Below are 18,078 nucleotides of genomic sequence, written 5' to 3' on the forward strand. Positions count from 1 at the left end.
TCGTCAGCGTTCAAAGTATTTTGACTTGATTAAATACCTGTAAAATCAAAGTGCCTAACCATATTGCTTACATTTTCAACAGAAAAAATAATGCAAGGGCATGCAAGTTGTATTAAAATTAAGAGATATTTTTAGGTGTTGCTGGTCAACGCCTTTTTTATTTTTGTATTTTAGGTATCTACCCATGACAGTTCAAATGAGCGTGTTGATCTCCACTGAAGAAATTCAAGCCAAAGTTAAAGCACTAGGTGCACAAATCGATGCGCACTATGCTAACAGTGATAAAGAATTAGTTCTGGTGGGTCTGTTACGTGGGTCTGTTATTTTTATGGCAGATTTATGCCGTGCGATTAGCAAAGTTCATGAATTAGATTTTATGACGGTATCAAGCTATGGCAGTGGTACAGTATCAACACGTGACGTGAAAATTTTAAAAGATTTAGACGGCGAAATTCGTGGTAAAGATGTGCTTGTGGTTGAAGATATTATCGACTCAGGCAATACATTAAGCAAAGTGTTAGAAATTTTAGAAACACGTGGGCCAAACTCAATTGAATTGTGTACTTTAGTAAGCAAGCCTTCACGTCGTGAAATTGATTTAGATGTTCGCTTTTTAGGTTTTGAAGTTGAAGATAAGTTCATTGTGGGTTATGGCTTAGATTACGATCAAAAATATCGCCACATTCCATTTATTGGTGAAATTGGTCTGTAATTTAGAACAGATATTTAAAAGTGGCCTTCGGCCACTTTTTTTTATTTCCATGTTTATTTTGAACAAAAAAACAACACTTATTAGCCAAATTCAACTATTTAAACCCAGCATATTGACTCAAGATAAAATAGAAACATGACGTAAAACAAATAGATGATAAGAAAAGGAGCTCACTTATGTGGTCACTCATTGTCGCAATTGTTATTGGTTTTATCGCTGGTTTAATTGCACGTGCCATTCACCCAGGTGAAGATAAAGCCGGTTTTCTCGTAACGACTTTACTGGGTATTGCAGGTTCACTACTTGCGACTTATGGCGGTCGCTTATTAGGAATTTACGGTGAAAATTCGGCGGCGGGCTTTATTGCCTCAGTCATTGGCGCAATCATTATTTTGTTCATTTATAATATGGTCACCAAAAAATCCAATGCTTAAAACGCAAATAGACGAAGTAGATAAAAAAATACCCGTTTTACACGGGTATTTTTTTATGGCGTTTGCTTCAGCTCAATATTCAGCTTATTGACCAATTTGCTTTAAGCGCGCTTCGATCTCTGCAGCAGGATAAGCCCCTAACATTTTCGCACCATCAGCAAAAATAATGGCAGGTGTACCATTTACACCTAAAGTACGTGCCAATTGAATATTTCGTTCAATTGGGTTTGCACAGCTCTTGCTACTCGTCGGCTGTACGCCTTTGCTAATCAAGTTACTCCAAGCATAAGCAGGATCTTTTTCACAAAAAACTTGTTTAGATGGCGCCACAGATTGTGACTTCAAAGGCAGAATAAATGTGTAAATCGTTACATCATTTAGTTTATTCAGCTCTACTTCAAGTTGTTTGCAATACGGGCAATTGGGGTCAGAAAAGATCGCCAACTGACGTTTTCCAGTACCTCGCACAGTTTTAACTGCATCTTTTAGTGGCAATGCTTTCCAGTTCACTTGTCCTGGACGGTACATAAGTGATTTGGTTAAGTTCTCCTGATCCTTCAGGCGAATCATATTACCTGCCAATACATACTCGGCATCTTCGCTAATATAAACAACCGTGTCTCCAGCATAACCACTATAAATACCTGGAACTTCAGTTTTTTTCACTTGCTCAATATTTAATGCGGGATAGTTTTTTACCAGTAAAGCTTGTACAGAAGCCGCATCTGCCAACGCCCACTGCGACATTACACCCGCAATAATTAAGGCACAGGTCTTTTTGATCATTGTGTTCACCAAGTCATTTTTATGTTGAAGATTCTACTGTTATTTTTTAGGCAATTCGAAGTTTATTTTCAAATACTTACCCAAAAACAACATCGTTTCACGTGGAACATAGCATGTTGATGCTTCGAATTTTAATATGCTAAATACAAGTAAAATGTTCTAGGTATTTAATAAAGTGGAACCGCACAACTTTAAGAATTCAATAATGTTATAGCTAAAAAATATTTTAAAATCATTTTATAACAAACACTTATAAAGATATAAACATCAATACCTTCAGTATAAAAGAACAATAAAGGGGCTTGTTCATTTAACCTGATTCTTCATATACTCCCTTATAGTATATTGTTTGAGATATAAAAGATGAGCCATTTACACCACGATAAGAAGCTTTTAAACCGTGTAAAACGACTACAAGGCCAAATGAATGCGGTAGAACAGGCGCTACAACAACCTGATGCCGAATGTATCGCCGTACTTCAGCAAGTTGCAGCCATTAAAGGCGCCGTACATGGCTTAATGAATGAATTAATTGAATCACATTTACGCCATCATGTGATTGGTACACAGACCGAAACCAATGAAGAAGAATTAGCTGAATTTATGAAACTCCTGAAACGGTACAACTAAGATTTTACACAGGATAAATTGACCCTAGAGGCAGATCACCAGTACACTGACCGTACACCCACCCATTTTCTCATGCTCTGCATTTTATAGGCAGAAATGAGCCTGTAGATGCGATCTGCTTCATGACAAATTCTCAATCTTGGCACCCATTTTTGATGGTGAGCCTTGCCCTGATTATGGGAACTATCGGCACTGCGCTGGCCAGCCCACTGTACCCTATGTATCAAGAACTTTGGCATTTGTTGCCAAGCCATATCACTTATATTTTTGTGGCCTATATGTTTGGTTGCATGGCAACACTGCTGTTTTTAGGACGCGCTAGCAACAGCTTTGGCTTCCTTAAAACACTACAGGCAGGCATGGTTTTTGTGATTGTGGGCTTAGCACTCTCTGCCATCGCTCCAAATGCGCTGTGTTTATCTGTTGCACGTTTTTTCATTGGGATCGCCTCAGGCCTCATCAGCACATCAGCTATGCTTGGTCTGATTTATACTATCCCAAATAGTCACAAGCAGAGCGCACCACAACTCAGTTCAATAATTACTGTCATCGGTTTTGGACTAGGTCCATTGATTGGCGGTGTGATTGCGCAGTTTTCTGTCCAGCCACTCATCACACCTTATCTTCCTGTTATCGCGGGTGCGATTCTGTGCTTAATCGGGCTTTTTACTGTGAAGCATGTGATTACGGAAAAACAGCCATTTTCAATTGCACCACATCTCGAATTACCAGCAAAAAAATATCATGGCCTGTTTTATATCGCAGGTTTTGCGGCCTTTAGTGCATTCGCATCTTTTAGTTTATTTGCCTCATTAGCACCCTCATTTGTAAAAGATATTATTCCATGGCATGGCCCGATGGTCAGTGGTACATCTATTGCCAGCATTTTATTGGTCTCGGCACTGTCACAGTACTCAGCTAAAAAAATGGTACCGCGCAAGGCACTCAAATTTGGCCTGTGTTCACTGATCGTGGGGTATATTCTGTTATCACTCTGCGTTTCTATGCACTGGAGCGTGCTATTTTTCATTAGTGTGATTGTTGCTGGTATGGGACACGGTTTGAGCTTACTGGGCGCATTTGGCATGATTCACGGCATGACAACTACCGAAAATAGAGCTGCCGTAATGTCGACTTATCTTTTTATCGGCTATTTGGGCACCATTTTACCAATTTTAGCTGTTGGCTATCTTTCGGATCACTTTGGCTTCACGATCGGTATTCTCGGCTTTTGTATCTCAGTGGGTGCACTATGCCTTAGCTTACTCATCTGCCAACGTCGTATGAATACGCCACTACAGCACTAAACTCAGATCTGTTTTTCAACATCATAAAAGCCCTCATCTGAGGGCTTTTATTGAGATACTAGAATCGCAATGTCGCTGTATTATTTACCAATACAGAACGAACCAAATATCTTGCCTAATAAATCATCAGCACTAAAGTCGCCAGTAATTTCACCCAGTGCGTTTTGCGCAAGGCGTAGCGACTCTGCGACCAATTCACCTGCATGGTAAACCACCAATTGTTCACGTGCTTCAGCAAGATAGTGCTGAGTGCGCTTCATTGCGTCTAGATGGCGTGTTCGTGCAATAAAGGTATCTTCTTCGGGCTGGAAGCCTGCATGCGCTGTAACAGCATCTATCAGCACCTGAACGCCAGTTTCTTGCTTGGCAGAGACCGTAATATGTCGAAAGCCTTGATAATCACTCAATGCTGACGCCGTTGCGGTTAAATCACATTTATTCCCAATCAGCATTAAACGCTTAGGTTCAATATGTTCTGCAAAATAATCTTGCGCCAATTGCAATGGGTCTTCACCCTGACTTAAGTCATACACCAAAAGTAACAAGTCCGCCTGCTCAATTTCTTTAATTGCACGACGAATCCCTTCTTTCTCAACGATATCACCCGTTTCACGTAGGCCAGCAGTATCAGTTAAGGTAATCGGCAAACCATTCAACGTAATTTTCTCATGTAGAACATCACGCGTCGTGCCTGCAATATCGGTGACAATAGCGCGTTCAACACCTGCTAGCGCATTCAGTAAAGAGGACTTACCTGCATTGGGTTTACCTGCAATCACCACCTGTAGGCCTTCACGGAGCAACTGTCCCTGACGTGCAGACTGTTGCACAGCGCTCACAGATGCACTGACCTCATCCAATAGGCCTAAAATTTTACCATCGGCCAAAAAATCGATTTCTTCCTCTGGAAAATCAATGGCAGCCTCTACATGTAAACGCAAATGAATCAGGTTTTCTAACACCGCATTGACTTTGGTCGAAAACGCACCTTGCAAAGAACGCACCGCTGAGCGTGCAGCCACTTGTGAGCTGGCATCAATTAAATCGGCAATCGCTTCTGCTTGCACCAAGTCCATTTTGCCATTTTCAAAGGCACGCATGGAAAACTCACCCGCTTTGGCAGCCACAGCGCCCAATTCAAGTAAGCGTGCAAGTAGTGCATTTTGAATCACAGGCCCACCATGACCTTGCAACTCAACCACGTCTTCACCCGTAAAAGAATGCGGATTTGGAAAGCAAATCACCAAGCCTTCATCCATAATCTCGCCATGAACATCTAAGAACTTACGAAAGCCAGCATAACGCGCTTTAGGCAATTCAGACTTGCACAACGCTTCTGCAATGGCATACGATTTTGGCCCAGATAGGCGAATGACACCGACACCACCGCGACCGGGCGGGGTTGCAATGGCAGCAATAGTGGTTCGGTTTTGCATAACATTCACCTAAAAAAATCTCAAATTACAAGCAAAGAAAAATCCGCCTAAGATTACCATCTTAAGCGGATTTATTCAGCCCATCAGCACTGCTTAGTTTGCTGAATCTGCGCCTTCACGTTTTAAACGGTCTTTTTCAACACCTTTGTTAATCAGGCCTTGTTGTAAGATCGTAATACTGTTGTTACAGATCCAGTACAGTACTAGACCTGCTGGGAAGAACAACATAAATACCGTAAAGATGATTGGCATGATTTTGAACACTTTCGCTTGCATCGGATCAGCAGGCTGAGGGTTCAAACTTTGCTGGATAAACATAGTCAAGCCCATCAACAATGGCAGGATAAACCAAGGGTCCATTGCAGATAAATCTTGAATCCAACCTAACCATGGTGCATGACGAAGTTCAACAGACTCCATCAATACCCAATACAACGCTAGGAAAATCGGCATTTGTAATAACAATGGCAAACACCCTGAAAGTGGGTTCACTTGCTCACGCTTGTACAAAGCCATCATTTCTTGAGAGAAGCGCATCCGGTCTTCACCGAACTCTTCTTTCATACGTTGCATTTCAGGCGCAATCACACGCATTTTCGCCATAGAGCGATAGCTCTTAGATGACAACGGCCAAAGAATTAATTTCACCAGAATCGTCAATAAAATAATTGACCAACCCCAGTTGCCCACTAAACCGTGGAAGAACTGCAAGCCAAGGAATAAAAGCTTCGCAATTGGCCATAACCAACCATAATCAACAGTTTGGTTTAAACCGACCGCCAAATCTTTTAATTCAGACTGAATTTTTGGTCCTGAGTAGAATGTCGCATCTAATTCAGCAACCGTACCCGCAGGAACATTAATTGTTGGCGAAGTAAAACTAATGATGTTCATATCATCAGAGGTTTTACGTGATTCTAACTTCGCAACATAAGGCTGACCATTGGCTTGCGTTAATTTAAGCTCGCCTGGAATCCAAGCACTTACAAAATAATGTTGTACGACAGCAACCCAACCGCCTTTTGCTTCAACATTCAATTTTTCATCATTAAAGTTGGCAAATTTTAGCTTGTTGTAATGTTCATCTGGTGTACCCCATGCGCCACCAAGGAAGGTGCCCAAAGTGAAAATCCCTTGATCCGATTTACCTGGATCTTCTGAATTATCACGTTTGATTTGACCAAACATTTGACCTTGCCAATTTTGTGCACTGCGGTTCACAACTTTGTGATTTACGATAATCGGGTAATCACCTTGAGTGAAGGTAAATGACTTGATAACTTCAACGCCATCTGCAGTTTTATACACCATTGGTACAGTAAGGACTTTTACCTCTTTACCATCTTTATCTTTAGATGCTTTTGCATCAGCTAAAGTATATGCAGATTTTTCAATCTCATAAGATGGGCGTCCTGCACGGCTACTGTCTGGGCCGTTTAGACCAATGAGGCCTGATTGCGCTACATACGTACGTTTTACATCGCTTTCAAGCATTACAAAAGGTTGATCACTGTCTTTATTCTTGTCATGGTTGAGTAATTCAACACGAACAATATCACCACCCTTTGGATTGATCCAAAGATGATAAAGGTCAGTTTTTACAGAAATAAGCTGTTGGCTTACTGGTGCTGTTGCATCTGCTGTTTGTTGTGCTGGCACATTTGCTTGTGGCACATCAGTGGTCGCTGACGCCGCTGTTTGAGCATTTGGCAAATCGGCTGATACTTCATGCGAAACTGCAGCAGCGGTTGGCTGTGCTTTTACTTCTGCATGACCGTAATCTTTTTGCCACGCCAAAATGAGCAAATAAGCGACAACAAACATGGCTCCTAGAATGGCAATCCTGGCCCATTGTTGCATATCTATTACCCCAAGTGGTTAGAGTGTTTTTGGTTCAATAAACGATCACGAAAGGGTACAACAACGTGACGCGTTTGAGAATCTATTTGCTGAAATGAAATAAAACGAACTGCTTTGGCAGGCACTGGGTCATACCCTGAGCCACCCCAAGGATGACAGCGACAAATACGATGAACAGACAGCCAGACACCACGCACAGCACCATGCCGATGGATTGCTTCCAAAGAATACTGAGAACAGGTTGGAATATAGCGACAACGAGGCCCGAGTAAGGGACTAATCACGATTTGATAGAAACGAATGAACCAATGCAGTAGACGTACCATTGGTTGCCTCTACTTTTTCTGTGAGGAGGGAGCTGTTTTTGAATGCTTTTTGGCAATACGTTGAAGCTTTTGCCAAGCAAATTGTAATTGCTGATGCAATTCTGCATTTGGGACTGCTTCTATACCTACTTTAGGCATCACCACAATATCCAATACATCTAATTGCTGCTGATGCAAGCGAAAACTTTCGCGAGCCAGACGTTTTACTCTATTTCTTTCATGTGCACGACGTACTTTTTTCTTAGCAACAACAATACCCAAACGGCTTTTAGGCTGTTCGGAAAATTTCGCAAGAAATAAGAGATGGGGCTGATGCACTTTAAAAAGCGCACCATCGAACACACTTTTATAGTCGTCAGCACAGTGTATGCGAACATCTGTGCTAAACCCATAAAGTGTTGTCATAACACCCAAGTCGTGTATAGCTTTAACAAATTAAACAGTTAAGCTATGACGGCCTTTTGCACGGCGACGAGCTAATACTTGACGACCAGCTTTAGTAGCCATACGAGCACGGAAGCCATGAACGCGTTTACGTTTAAGTTCAGAAGGCTGGAAAGTACGTTTCATATCGAAACTCCAAAAATGATCTTTCTATGAAGGTTCGCGATTTTAGTGCTCATTGCTTGAGCTGTCAATTAAAAACCGACTTTCTTTAAAAAACAAATTAAGTTAAGAGAATAAAAGTGATGAAAACAAAAAAGATGTTTTCAATTATATAAAGTTTTACACACAAGCTATAATATTGTTTATTAAAGACAAATAAGATACTAACAGCTTTAACCACAAACTTATCCACAAATCGCTTTAAATTTAAATTCACTCCTTGTTTGAAATTTGAATTTAAAACATGCTCTGATTTATCCCCAGAAAATCGTGATCTTATAAATAAATTCAAATTTATAAATTTAAATTTATTACTATTAGGGAGCTTTTTTTCTGTGGAAATCCTATTTTACATCTTATAAAACATTTACTTGGTTTGTGGATAACTATGTTTTTATTTTTTTGATACATTGTGGATAACTTTATGCTATATTTTATCCACAGCTTGCGGATAAACTTATCCACACTGGATTTAAATTTAAATTTATCTTTCAAAAATGGCTTATTTGATTAATTTCTGCTGAATTGTTCATGACAGATGTGGATAACTTGGTTAGAATGGCGACCCGCTTTGCGGGCTAGCATATTTTTTATTGGCACAATGGAATGAATAGGGGTTTCACATGCTTTGGACAGACTGCTTAAATCGCTTGCGACAAGAGCTTTCGGGAAATGTCTTTACGATGTGGATCCGTCCGTTGGTGGCTGAAGAGTCAGAAGACACTTTACGTTTATATGCACCCAATCCATATTGGACACGTTATATACAAGAGCATCATCTCGAGTTAATTACAATTTTAGCTGAGCAGTTGTCTGAAGGTCGGGTACGTAAAGTTGAAATTCAGGTGGATTCTCGTCCTGGCGCAATTTTATCTGCCAGTGAACAGCCTGCAACAACGACAGCTGCTTTATCAGCTAGCCCAGCACCAGTTGCCAAAGCTAAAAAAGAACGCGAAGACAGCGGATCGAAACAGATTCGTAAGCGTCAATTAAACCCTTTATTTAGTTTTTCGCTATTTGTTGAAGGTCGTTCTAACCAAATGGCTGCAGAAACGTGTCGTAAAGTTCTGACGCAATTGGGTGAATCACAGCATAATCCATTATTTTTATATGGACCGACAGGTTTAGGTAAAACGCATTTAATGCAAGCTGTAGGTAATGCTTTATTGCAAGCTAAGCCGAATGCACGTGTCATGTATATGACGGCTGAAAGTTTCGTTCAAGACTTTGTTAGCTCATTACAACAAGGTAAGGTTGAAGAGTTTAAAAAGAATTGTCGTTCATTAGACTTGTTGTTGGTTGATGACATTCATTTGCTTGCAGGTAAAGAAGCTAGTTTGGTGGAGTTCTTCTATACCTTTAATGCTTTATTAGATGAATCGAAACAAATTATTTTAACTTCGGACCGTTATCCCAAAGAGCTGACTGAACTCGATCCACGTTTAGTTTCACGTTTTTCTTGGGGCTTATCTGTGGGTGTGGAACCACCAGACATTGAAACTCGAATTGAAATTTTGTTAAAAAAAGCCGAAAGCAATGATGTGGAATTACCGCGAAATTGTGCTTTGTTTATTGCGCAGCAAGTGGTCGCCAATGTTCGTGAGCTAGAAGGTGCCTTAAACAAAGTGGTTGCGATTTCACGTTTTAAAGGTACGCCAATTGATTTGGATGTTGTGCGTGAATCTTTAAAAGATGTTTTGGCGATTCGTGCGCGTACCATCAGTACTGAAAATATTCAGCGTGTGGTAAGTGAATACTTCCGAATTCCATTAAAGGAGCTGGTTGGTCCGAAGCGTACACGTATTTATGCGCGACCTCGTCAGCTGGCGATGGGCCTTGCACGTGAGTTAACAGGGGATAGTTTCCCTGAAATTGGTATGGCTTTTGGCGGGCGTGATCACAGTACGGTGATGCATGCATGTGAAAAAGTTCAGAGCTTGCGTGAGGAAGATCCAATCTTCAATGAAGATTACAAAAACCTGTTACGCTTGCTGCAAAGCTAAAGCATTTTTGGTTAAATTCTATTCTTGCAATGTGGCTATAACTGCCGCATAGTACACTGCTAAAAAATTAATTTTATTTGTTCTTAATCTTCAGTTTTTAGAGGAATGCATCGTGCGTTTAAAAATCGCGAAAGAAAACTTACTGAATGTTCTATCACATGTCGTAGGAGCGGTTGAACGTCGCCATACCCTCAACATTTTATCGAATCTTAAAATCCAAGTCACTGAGCAAGCTCTGACCATTACAGGTTCTGACCTTGAAGTGGAACTGGTTGCATCGACTACTTTATCTGAAGGTGCATGCTTACAAGCGGGTGAGACGACAGTTCCTGCACGTAAGTTGGTGGATATCTGTAAATCATTGCCTTCAGCAGCTTTGATTGATTTGCAAATCACAGAAGATCAACGTTGTATTTTAAAATCAGGCAATAGCCGTTTTGTGTTGGGTACTTTACCTGCAGAAGACTATCCATTGTTGACCACTGAAAATACACAAGGTACAGAAGTTACCGTTACACAACGTGAATTAAAACGTTTATTTGAAAAAACAGCCTTTGCAATGGCTGTGCAAGATGTACGTTTTTACTTAACGGGTACCTTGTTGGAAATTGATCAGAATCAATTACGCGCAGTAACTACAGATGGCCACCGTTTAGCGTTGTGCGAAACGACTGCGACTTCAAATGCTACACAGTTAGTTCAAGCAATTGCACCGCGTAAGGCAGTGGGTGAGTTACAGCGTTTGTTGAGTGTTGAAGATGAACAATTGGCTTTGTTAATTGGCCGTGAATTGTTAAATGTGACTATTCGCATTCCAAGCCGCGACAAAGAACAATACGACATTATGGTGCGTTTCACGACCAAATTGATTGATGGTAAATTCCCAGACTACCGTCGTGTGATTCCACGTGGTGGCGATAAAAATGTACGCATTGCACATGATGTATTTAAGCAATCATTGCAACGTGTTGCGATTTTAAGTAATGAAAAACTTCGCGGTGTATTCTTACATTTTAATGAAGATTCATTGCAATTGCGTGCGAATAACCCAGAGCAAGACGAAGCTGTTGAAGACTTAGCGATTCAATATTCAGATGCGTCGATGGAAATGTCTTTTAATGCACAGTATTTGTTAGATGTACTGAGTGTGCTTGATGGTGATGATGTGTTGATGACCATGACTGAGGCGAACCAGTCTGTATTGGTACAAGATCCATTGCATCAAGATCAGACTTACGTTGTGATGCCAATGCGTGTTTAATTAAGTTTTAGACGCCCATTTATATGCATATTACGCGTTTACATATTGAACGTGTACGGAACTTAAAAACGGTTGCACTCTCAGGATTGCAGCCGTTTAATGTCTTTTATGGCCAAAATGGTTCAGGTAAAACCTCTGTTTTGGAAGCCATTCATTTGTTAGCAACAGGGCGTTCATTTCGCACGCATATTCCCAAAAACTATATTCAAAATACCTGTGTTGATGCCATTGTTTTTGCGCAATCTGATAGCGATAAAATCGGAATGCAAAAAATGCAAAGTGGTGAGCAGTTGATTAAGGTGAATGGTGATCTGGTTGCAACCCAAGGTCAATTGGCCAAAATCTTACCTTTACAACTGATTGATCCACAAAGTAGCGATATTATCGATCATGGTGCAAAACCCAGACGACAAATGTTGGATTGGATGATGTTCCACGTGGAACCCGAATTTTATCCTGCTTGGCAATACTATTCACGGGCACTCAAACAACGCAATAGTTTATTAAAAGCACAGCGCAATTTAAGTCTCAGCGACCTAGAACCGTGGAACCAAATGCTGAGTGATTATGGCGAAATTTTGCATCGCCAGCGTCAAGCTGTTGTGGAACAGTGGAAGGAATATTTACAACAAGATTTAGCACAACTGTTGCCTAATCTAGAAATTTGCATGGAATACAGTGCGGGCTTCCATAGTGAAACTGGGTTGCTCAATGATTTGACCAATTCGCATTATAAAGATTTAGAAAGGCGCTATACCGAGTATGGTCCGCATCGGGCAGATTTACGTTTAAAAACCCCGATGGGGGATGCTGATGTGGTGCTATCGAGAGGGCAAAAAAAGCTTCTGATCATGGCGCTAAAACTATCACAGATTGCAATGCTACATGCGTGTAATAAGGAAACTGTGGTATTATTAGATGATCTTACAGCAGAATTAGATTTAACCGCACAACAACGTTTAATTGAGCGATTAAGCCAACTTGGTAGCCAGGTTTTTATTACCACTTTAGATTGTGACTCAGTGCAACAGCACCTGCATGATTTGTCTATTTCTTATCAATTATTCAATGTTAAAGACGGTAGCGTTCAGCTTGCTGTGCAATGACGATTTACCCATTTTTTGGGATAGACCTATTTTTCACTAGGGAGAAACCATGAGTTCAGAAGAGCAATCTGTCTCTAATACAGAACAAACCAATGAAAAAGCTTATGATTCCTCTAGTATCAAAGTATTGCGTGGCCTAGATGCTGTTCGTAAACGTCCAGGCATGTATATTGGTGATACTGACGATGGTACAGGCTTACATCACATGGTGTTTGAGGTCGTTGATAACTCAATCGACGAAGCTTTAGCAGGTCATTGTGATGAAATTCTTGTCACAATCCATGAAGATGAATCGGTCAGCGTGTCAGATAATGGCCGTGGTATTCCAACTGATATTCACCCTGAAGAAGGTGTTTCAGCAGCAGAAGTGATTTTAACCATTCTGCATGCGGGCGGTAAGTTTGACGACAATAGCTATAAAGTTTCTGGTGGCTTACACGGCGTTGGTGTTTCGGTTGTAAACGCTTTATCTGAAAAATTACTGTTAAATATTAGTCGTGCGGGTAAAACCTACGAACAAGAATATCACCATGGTGATCCTGTTTATAAGCTACGTGAAACAGGTACCACAGAGACTTCAGGCACAACTGTACGTTTTTATCCAAGTGCAGAAACGTTTAGCCAAACGATTTTTAATGTGGATATTTTGGCACGTCGTTTACGTGAGTTATCTTTCTTAAACGCGGGTGTACGTATTGTTTTACGTGATGAGCGTATTAACTTAGAACACGTGTACGATTACGAAGGTGGTTTGTCTGAGTTTGTTAAATACATTAACCAGGGCAAAACACATCTGAATGAAATCTTCCATTTCACCACCCAAGCAGAAAATGGCATTGGTGTTGAAGTTGCGTTGCAATGGAATGATACCTATCAAGAAAATGTACGTTGTTTTACCAACAATATTCCGCAAAAAGACGGTGGTACGCATTTAGCTGGTTTCCGTGCTGCCTTAACGCGTGGTTTAAATAGCTACATGGAAAGCGAAAGCTTACTCAAAAAAGAGAAAGTTGCGGTTTCTGGTGATGATGCGCGTGAAGGCTTAACGGCGATTGTTTCGGTTAAAGTGCCAGATCCAAAATTCTCTTCACAAACCAAAGAAAAATTGGTGTCGAGCGAAGTTAAAACTGCAGTTGAGCAGGCCATGAATAAATCGTTCTCTGAATATCTCTTAGAGAACCCACAAGCGGCTAAATCAATTGCTGGCAAAATTATTGATGCTGCACGTGCGCGTGATGCGGCGCGTAAAGCACGTGAAATGACACGTCGTAAGAGTGCGCTTGATATTGCAGGTCTTCCAGGTAAATTGGCAGATTGCCAAGAGAAAGACCCTGCACTTTCAGAATTGTACTTGGTCGAAGGTGACTCTGCGGGCGGTTCTGCAAAGCAAGGCCGTAACCGTAAAATGCAAGCGATTCTGCCACTGAAAGGTAAAATCCTGAATGTGGAACGTGCACGCTTTGACAAGATGATTTCATCTGCTGAAGTGGGTACTTTAATCACTGCATTGGGCTGTGGTATTGGCCGTGAAGAATATAACCCAGATAAATTGCGTTACCACAAAATCATCATCATGACCGATGCCGATGTCGATGGTTCGCATATTCGTACCTTATTGCTGACATTCTTCTTCCGTCAAATGCCGGAGCTTGTGGAACGTGGTCATATCTATATTGCACAGCCACCGTTGTACAAGTTGAAAAAAGGTAAGCAAGAGCAGTACATCAAAGATAACGATGCGCTTGAAACTTATTTGATTTCAAATGCGATTGATGAGCTCGAACTTCACGTAAGTGCAGAAGCGCCAGCCATTCGTGGTGAAGCTTTAGCCGGAGTGATTGCAGATTATCAAACTTCACAAAAGAGCTTGCACCGTTTAACCGTACGTTATCCAGCAAGTTTATTGGACGCGTTGATTGCTGTGGAAGGCTTTAAGCTAGATCAAATTGTGGATCGTGCTTATGTGGAGCAATGGGGCGAACAAATTTGTGCTGCTATTGCACAAAAACAGCCAAGCTTGCGTCCAGAGTTAACGCTTGAAGTGTTTGAGAAAGAGCTGGCAGATGGTCAAAAAGTTGAAACCTATTTGCCTCGTATTACGATTTATATTCATAACTTACCGCATCCATATTTATTAGATGCTGGTCTGTTAGGTTCTGGTGAATACGCTCGATTATTGAAAAATTCTCGTAGCTGGTTCACGTTGCTTGAAGATGGCGCATACTTGCAAAAAGGCGATCGTAAAATTGCGGTAAACACTTTCCATCAAGTATGGCAACACATTTTGCAAGACTCTCGCCGTGGCATGATGATCCAACGCTATAAAGGTTTGGGTGAGATGAATGCGGAGCAACTTTGGGAAACCACAATGGACCCAGAAAACCGCAACATGCTACAAGTGACTGTGCAAGATGCCATTGAAGCAGACCGTATGTTCTCTTGCTTAATGGGTGATGATGTGGAACCACGTCGTGCCTTTATTGAAGAGAATGCCTTAAACGCAGATATTGATGCTTAATGTTCAATTCAAGATCTTAAAAAAAGCACCCTATGTGGGTGCTTTTTTATGCTAAATGAATCTGATTTTGTATAAAATATAGTCATATTGGTTTTATCAAACTGACGCATTGCTGTGTCATGATGTTCTTAAAATGGGCACAATGCTGTAAAAATGAGAGGTTGATATGATGGATAATCAGTTAGAACAAATACGTGATATTTGGGTTAATGCTTTTTTTATAGGCAATTATGAGGTGCTTTTGCAGTATGAAGATGAGCATTTTAAAGTCGTTTATGAGCAAGATGGGCGTACGGAAAGTAATTTCACACGCTATGATCGCATTGCACATGCCGTAAAAAATGGCGTGTGGAAACCTAAGAAACCAGATGTCGAATTTGAAGCTTATGAGTTTGATCGTGACCAAACAGCATGTAAAATTTTAATTGGCCTTGCCGAAAACCAGCAGCAAATACAAGAATTATGGCAATTTGAAGAGACATGGAAAATAAAAGAATTGCGATTTTTAAAACAAAAAAGAGCAAAATAAAGCAGAAAAATCTGTGCTTACATGGATTTTTTAAGAATGATCTGTGTAAAAATTGTGGATATATATAATAGTTATCCATAGAATTATTACGTGAAAAATAAAAAATATCCACAATGTGGTGGGTGATTTAATAGAGTTTGCTGTGATTTATTTTGAATTTAAAAAATTCGAGCATTTTTGAATTTAAAACTGTGCTTGGTTTTTAAATTCAAAACATCCTTTCAGGGCTTACAAGGATTGTGGGTATTTGTGCTGGAGTGTTGAACTTTAAATAGCTCAATCCAATGTTGATATTGAGTATTTATTTTAGTGAATCTTATTGTTTAGTTGAATTAAAAACCGCCGTGAAACATTAATTTCACGGCGGTTGCTTTGTTTTAGTTAAACTAAATAATGATTTTTATTAATCAAAACTACTTTCTAATTCTTCTAATTCCATCATTAATTCAAGCATTTGCTCTTCTGCTTGTTCTAATTTAGTTTTGAGTTCAGTTTGCTCGTTCATTAACTTGAGTAAATCGTTTTTACGGCTAGCATCATATAAGCCTGCATCGCCCAGTAAATTTTCAATCTCAGTTAAGCGCGGTTGTATTTTGGCAATTTGGCTTTCACATTTTTCAATGTTTTTACGAATTGGACGAGTTTGCTCACGTCGCTGTGCTGCTTCTTTACGTTGAGCTTCTTTATCACCTTTAGAGCTCATAGGTTTATTTTGTACTTCAGATTTGATCGGGGCTACAGGCACATTTGCTGTTTTAAGCATTTCAGCACGTGCTTGACGTAACCACTCTGCATAAGCAGTTAAGTCACCATCAAATTCACGGCATTTACCTTGATGTACCAGTAATAGCTCATCACAAACACTAGCAATCAATTGACGTTCATGCGATACCAAGACCACAGCGCCTTCAAAATCTTGTAGGGCCATGGTGAGTGCATGACGCATATCTAAATCTAAATGGTTGGTCGGTTCATCTAGAATGAGCACATTTGGACGTCGCCACACAATAAGTGCCAAGGCTAATCGAGCACGCTCACCGCCAGAAAAGCTTTCACTTGGGGTGTCCATACGTTCACCACTAAAGCCAAAGCTACCCAAGAAGGAGCGAAGAGTTGCTTCACTGATACTTTTGCCTGCAATTCGACCCAGTTGTAACATTGGGCTGGCATGACCATCTAAGGCATCCATTTGATGTTGGGCAAAATAACCAATATTTAACAGTTCAGATGCTTTTCGTTCACCTTTAAGCAAGTTTAAATCACCCACCAAAGATTTAATCAGTGTAGATTTACCAGCACCATTCATCCCTAATAAGCCAATACGACTATTTGGCGTAATTTGTAGGCCCACATTGGTCACAATGAGTTTGTCACCATAGCCAATATCTGCATGTTCTAACTGCAACAGTGGCGAACTCATTTTAGTTGGTTCACGGAAACTGAAGGTAAACGGCGTATCTACATGTGCCGCAGAGAGTTCCTGCATACGTTCTAATTGTTTAATACGGCTTTGGGCTTGTTTGGCTTTGGTCGCTTTGGCTTTAAATCGGTCAATAAATTTTTGCAAATGTGCGCGAGCTTCTTGTTGTTTTTCAAAAGCTTGTTGTTGCTGTGCTAGGCGTTCACTGCGAGTGGTTTCAAAGGTTGAATAGTTGCCTGTATAAAGAATCAGTTCCTGATTTTCAATATGTAAAATATGGTCAGTAATTGCATCTAGAAAATCACGGTCATGTGAAATGAGCACTAGAGTGCCTTCATAGGCTTTTAACCAATCTTCTAACCATAAAATTGCGTCTAAGTCTAAGTGGTTGGTCGGTTCATCGAGTAATAATAGGTCTGAACGGCTCATTAAGGTACGTGCCAAGTTCAAACGCATACGCCAACCACCAGAAAAGCTTGAAACATTCAATTGAGATTGATGTTCAAAAAAGCCTAAACCTGCCATGAGCTGAGAGGCTTTAGACGGTGCAGAATAACCGCTGATTTCGTCAAAACGACCATATAGATGTGCAAGCTCGTCATTATCCAATTGTTCTGGATGTTCTAATTTGTGCTGAATATCCCAATATTCTTCATCGCCAGACAATACAAAATCGATGGCTTTCATGTCTAAGGCTTTAATTTCTTGGGCCATGTGTGCCACAGTCCAGACTGCTGGGCGGGTTAAAGAACCATTATCGGATTCAATTCCACCGAGTAGTGCAGAAAATAAAGTGGACTTACCCGCACCATTGACACCTGTTAGGCCAATTTTCCAACCTGGGTGAAGTTGCATGGATGCTTTTTGAAATAAAACACGGCCACCGCGACGTATAGAAAGTTGGTCTAACTGAATCATGAAATTAAAAACACAGCAAAAAGATGGCGCTATTCTAAAGGAAGCCTACCAAAAAACAAAAAAACCGCATCGCTTTATAGAGAAAGTTGCAAATAGATGTAAAAACCGCGTCATTCAACAGATTTCTAGAAAATATGTGAAATCTTCTAGGTTTATTGATAGAAGTTGCTTATATTGTAAAAAAACAAGTTCAAAAAACAAACAAAATACGGCAAAAGAATAGGAT

At 40.4% G+C, this 18,078-nt stretch carries 17 protein-coding genes; 10 read left to right on the forward strand and 7 right to left on the reverse strand.

Features of this window, described 5'->3' with window-relative positions; translation table 11 throughout:
- Window positions 1-184: 184 nt before the first annotated feature.
- Together hpt and D9K81_RS15680 are read left to right on the forward strand one after the other, a co-directional pair.
- Window positions 185-712, forward strand: coding sequence for a hypoxanthine phosphoribosyltransferase (gene hpt / locus D9K81_RS15675; protein WP_117007997.1), 528 nt, complete (start codon window positions 185-187; stop codon window positions 710-712).
- Between the two features lie 176 nt (window positions 713-888).
- Window positions 889-1,146 (forward strand): GlsB/YeaQ/YmgE family stress response membrane protein, encoded by a 258-nt coding sequence (locus D9K81_RS15680; RefSeq protein ID WP_120375779.1) that lies wholly within the window; start codon window positions 889-891, stop codon window positions 1,144-1,146.
- An 84-nt stretch (window positions 1,147-1,230) separates the two neighbouring features.
- Here D9K81_RS15680 and D9K81_RS15685 read toward each other — a convergent pair whose 3' ends face one another.
- Entirely contained in the window at window positions 1,231-1,932 is a 702-nt protein-coding gene (locus tag D9K81_RS15685) for a DsbC family protein (RefSeq protein WP_120375780.1), read from the reverse strand.
- Between the two features lie 363 nt (window positions 1,933-2,295).
- On the opposite strand from D9K81_RS15685, the gene D9K81_RS15690 reads away from it, so the two are divergent.
- Window positions 2,296-2,562, forward strand: a complete 267-nt coding sequence (locus tag D9K81_RS15690) for a metal/formaldehyde-sensitive transcriptional repressor (protein ID WP_120375781.1) — start codon at window positions 2,296-2,298, stop codon at window positions 2,560-2,562.
- Window positions 2,563-2,684: 122 nt separating this feature from the next.
- On the forward strand, window positions 2,685-3,869 hold the full coding sequence (locus D9K81_RS15695) for an MFS transporter (RefSeq protein ID WP_120375782.1): 1,185 nt from the start codon (window positions 2,685-2,687) through the stop codon (window positions 3,867-3,869).
- 80 nt (window positions 3,870-3,949) lie between these two features.
- Here D9K81_RS15695 and mnmE read toward each other — a convergent pair whose 3' ends face one another.
- From mnmE to rpmH, 5 genes are all read right to left on the reverse strand, one after another.
- Window positions 3,950-5,305 (reverse strand): tRNA uridine-5-carboxymethylaminomethyl(34) synthesis GTPase MnmE, encoded by a 1,356-nt coding sequence (mnmE, locus tag D9K81_RS15700; RefSeq protein WP_120375783.1) that lies wholly within the window; start codon window positions 5,303-5,305, stop codon window positions 3,950-3,952.
- 93 nt (window positions 5,306-5,398) lie between these two features.
- The gene (gene yidC, locus D9K81_RS15705) at window positions 5,399-7,165 is read right to left on the reverse strand and encodes a membrane protein insertase YidC (RefSeq protein WP_120375784.1); all 1,767 of its coding nucleotides are present in this window, start codon (window positions 7,163-7,165) and stop codon (window positions 5,399-5,401) included.
- 5 nt (window positions 7,166-7,170) lie between these two features.
- Window positions 7,171-7,491 carry a membrane protein insertion efficiency factor YidD gene (gene yidD, locus D9K81_RS15710; RefSeq protein WP_120375785.1) on the reverse strand — a complete coding sequence of 107 codons (321 nt, stop codon included), beginning with the start codon at window positions 7,489-7,491 and terminating at the stop codon, window positions 7,171-7,173.
- 9 nt (window positions 7,492-7,500) lie between these two features.
- Window positions 7,501-7,896 (reverse strand): ribonuclease P protein component, encoded by a 396-nt coding sequence (gene rnpA / locus D9K81_RS15715; RefSeq protein WP_120375786.1) that lies wholly within the window; start codon window positions 7,894-7,896, stop codon window positions 7,501-7,503.
- Between the two features lie 30 nt (window positions 7,897-7,926).
- On the reverse strand, window positions 7,927-8,061 hold the full coding sequence (gene rpmH, locus D9K81_RS15720; protein WP_000831329.1) for a 50S ribosomal protein L34: 135 nt from the start codon (window positions 8,059-8,061) through the stop codon (window positions 7,927-7,929).
- Between the two features lie 659 nt (window positions 8,062-8,720).
- On the opposite strand from rpmH, the gene dnaA reads away from it, so the two are divergent.
- The 5 genes from dnaA to D9K81_RS15745 all read left to right on the forward strand — a co-directional run bounded on the left by dnaA (window position 8,721) and on the right by D9K81_RS15745 (window position 15,514).
- Window positions 8,721-10,100: a chromosomal replication initiator protein DnaA gene (gene dnaA / locus D9K81_RS15725; protein ID WP_120375787.1), complete on the forward strand. Its 1,380-nt coding sequence runs from the start codon at window positions 8,721-8,723 to the stop codon at window positions 10,098-10,100.
- 112 nt (window positions 10,101-10,212) lie between these two features.
- Complete coding sequence (gene dnaN / locus D9K81_RS15730) at window positions 10,213-11,361, forward strand: DNA polymerase III subunit beta (protein ID WP_120375788.1); 1,149 nt, start codon at window positions 10,213-10,215, stop codon at window positions 11,359-11,361.
- 23 nt (window positions 11,362-11,384) lie between these two features.
- Window positions 11,385-12,467, forward strand: coding sequence for a DNA replication/repair protein RecF (gene recF, locus D9K81_RS15735; RefSeq protein ID WP_120375789.1), 1,083 nt, complete (start codon window positions 11,385-11,387; stop codon window positions 12,465-12,467).
- Window positions 12,468-12,516: 49 nt separating this feature from the next.
- The gene (gene gyrB / locus D9K81_RS15740; protein ID WP_120375790.1) at window positions 12,517-14,985 is read left to right on the forward strand and encodes a DNA topoisomerase (ATP-hydrolyzing) subunit B; all 2,469 of its coding nucleotides are present in this window, start codon (window positions 12,517-12,519) and stop codon (window positions 14,983-14,985) included.
- Between the two features lie 166 nt (window positions 14,986-15,151).
- Window positions 15,152-15,514, forward strand: a complete 363-nt coding sequence (locus D9K81_RS15745) for a hypothetical protein (protein ID WP_120375791.1) — start codon at window positions 15,152-15,154, stop codon at window positions 15,512-15,514.
- A gap of 403 nt (window positions 15,515-15,917) precedes the next feature.
- Here D9K81_RS15745 and D9K81_RS15750 read toward each other — a convergent pair whose 3' ends face one another.
- A complete protein-coding gene (locus D9K81_RS15750; RefSeq protein WP_120375792.1) occupies window positions 15,918-17,852 on the reverse strand; it encodes an ATP-binding cassette domain-containing protein in 1,935 nt (644 codons plus the stop codon).
- Between D9K81_RS15750 and D9K81_RS15755 the strand changes: the two genes are divergently transcribed.
- Complete coding sequence (locus D9K81_RS15755) at window positions 17,851-18,075, forward strand: hypothetical protein (protein WP_120375793.1); 225 nt, start codon at window positions 17,851-17,853, stop codon at window positions 18,073-18,075. The two genes, D9K81_RS15750 and D9K81_RS15755, sit on opposite strands and share 2 nt — an antisense overlap.
- Window positions 18,076-18,078 lie beyond the last annotated feature (3 nt).

It is taken from the genome of Acinetobacter chengduensis, assembly GCF_003664645.1.
GTDB classification, from domain to species: Bacteria; Pseudomonadota; Gammaproteobacteria; order Pseudomonadales; family Moraxellaceae; genus Acinetobacter; species Acinetobacter chengduensis.

Excerpts from the sequence above, each read along its gene's own strand:
- hpt (WP_117007997.1), top strand. The coding sequence starts at position 185 with ATGACAGTTCAAATGAGCGTGTTGATCTCCACTGAAGAAATTCAAGCC.
- D9K81_RS15680 (WP_120375779.1), top strand. The coding sequence starts at position 889 with ATGTGGTCACTCATTGTCGCAATTGTTATTGGTTTTATCGCTGGTTTA.
- D9K81_RS15685 (WP_120375780.1), bottom strand. The coding sequence starts at position 1,932 with ATGATCAAAAAGACCTGTGCCTTAATTATTGCGGGTGTAATGTCGCAG.
- D9K81_RS15690 (WP_120375781.1), top strand. The coding sequence starts at position 2,296 with ATGAGCCATTTACACCACGATAAGAAGCTTTTAAACCGTGTAAAACGA.
- D9K81_RS15695 (WP_120375782.1), top strand. The coding sequence starts at position 2,685 with ATGACAAATTCTCAATCTTGGCACCCATTTTTGATGGTGAGCCTTGCC.
- mnmE (WP_120375783.1), bottom strand. The coding sequence starts at position 5,305 with ATGCAAAACCGAACCACTATTGCTGCCATTGCAACCCCGCCCGGTCGC.
- yidC (WP_120375784.1), bottom strand. The coding sequence starts at position 7,165 with ATGCAACAATGGGCCAGGATTGCCATTCTAGGAGCCATGTTTGTTGTC.
- yidD (WP_120375785.1), bottom strand. The coding sequence starts at position 7,491 with ATGGTACGTCTACTGCATTGGTTCATTCGTTTCTATCAAATCGTGATT.
- rnpA (WP_120375786.1), bottom strand. The coding sequence starts at position 7,896 with ATGACAACACTTTATGGGTTTAGCACAGATGTTCGCATACACTGTGCT.
- rpmH (WP_000831329.1), bottom strand. The coding sequence starts at position 8,061 with ATGAAACGTACTTTCCAGCCTTCTGAACTTAAACGTAAACGCGTTCAT.
- dnaA (WP_120375787.1), top strand. The coding sequence starts at position 8,721 with ATGCTTTGGACAGACTGCTTAAATCGCTTGCGACAAGAGCTTTCGGGA.
- recF (WP_120375789.1), top strand. The coding sequence starts at position 11,385 with ATGCATATTACGCGTTTACATATTGAACGTGTACGGAACTTAAAAACG.
- gyrB (WP_120375790.1), top strand. The coding sequence starts at position 12,517 with ATGAGTTCAGAAGAGCAATCTGTCTCTAATACAGAACAAACCAATGAA.
- D9K81_RS15745 (WP_120375791.1), top strand. The coding sequence starts at position 15,152 with ATGATGGATAATCAGTTAGAACAAATACGTGATATTTGGGTTAATGCT.
- D9K81_RS15755 (WP_120375793.1), top strand. The coding sequence starts at position 17,851 with ATGAAATTAAAAACACAGCAAAAAGATGGCGCTATTCTAAAGGAAGCC.
- D9K81_RS15750 (WP_120375792.1), bottom strand. The coding sequence starts at position 17,852 with ATGATTCAGTTAGACCAACTTTCTATACGTCGCGGTGGCCGTGTTTTA.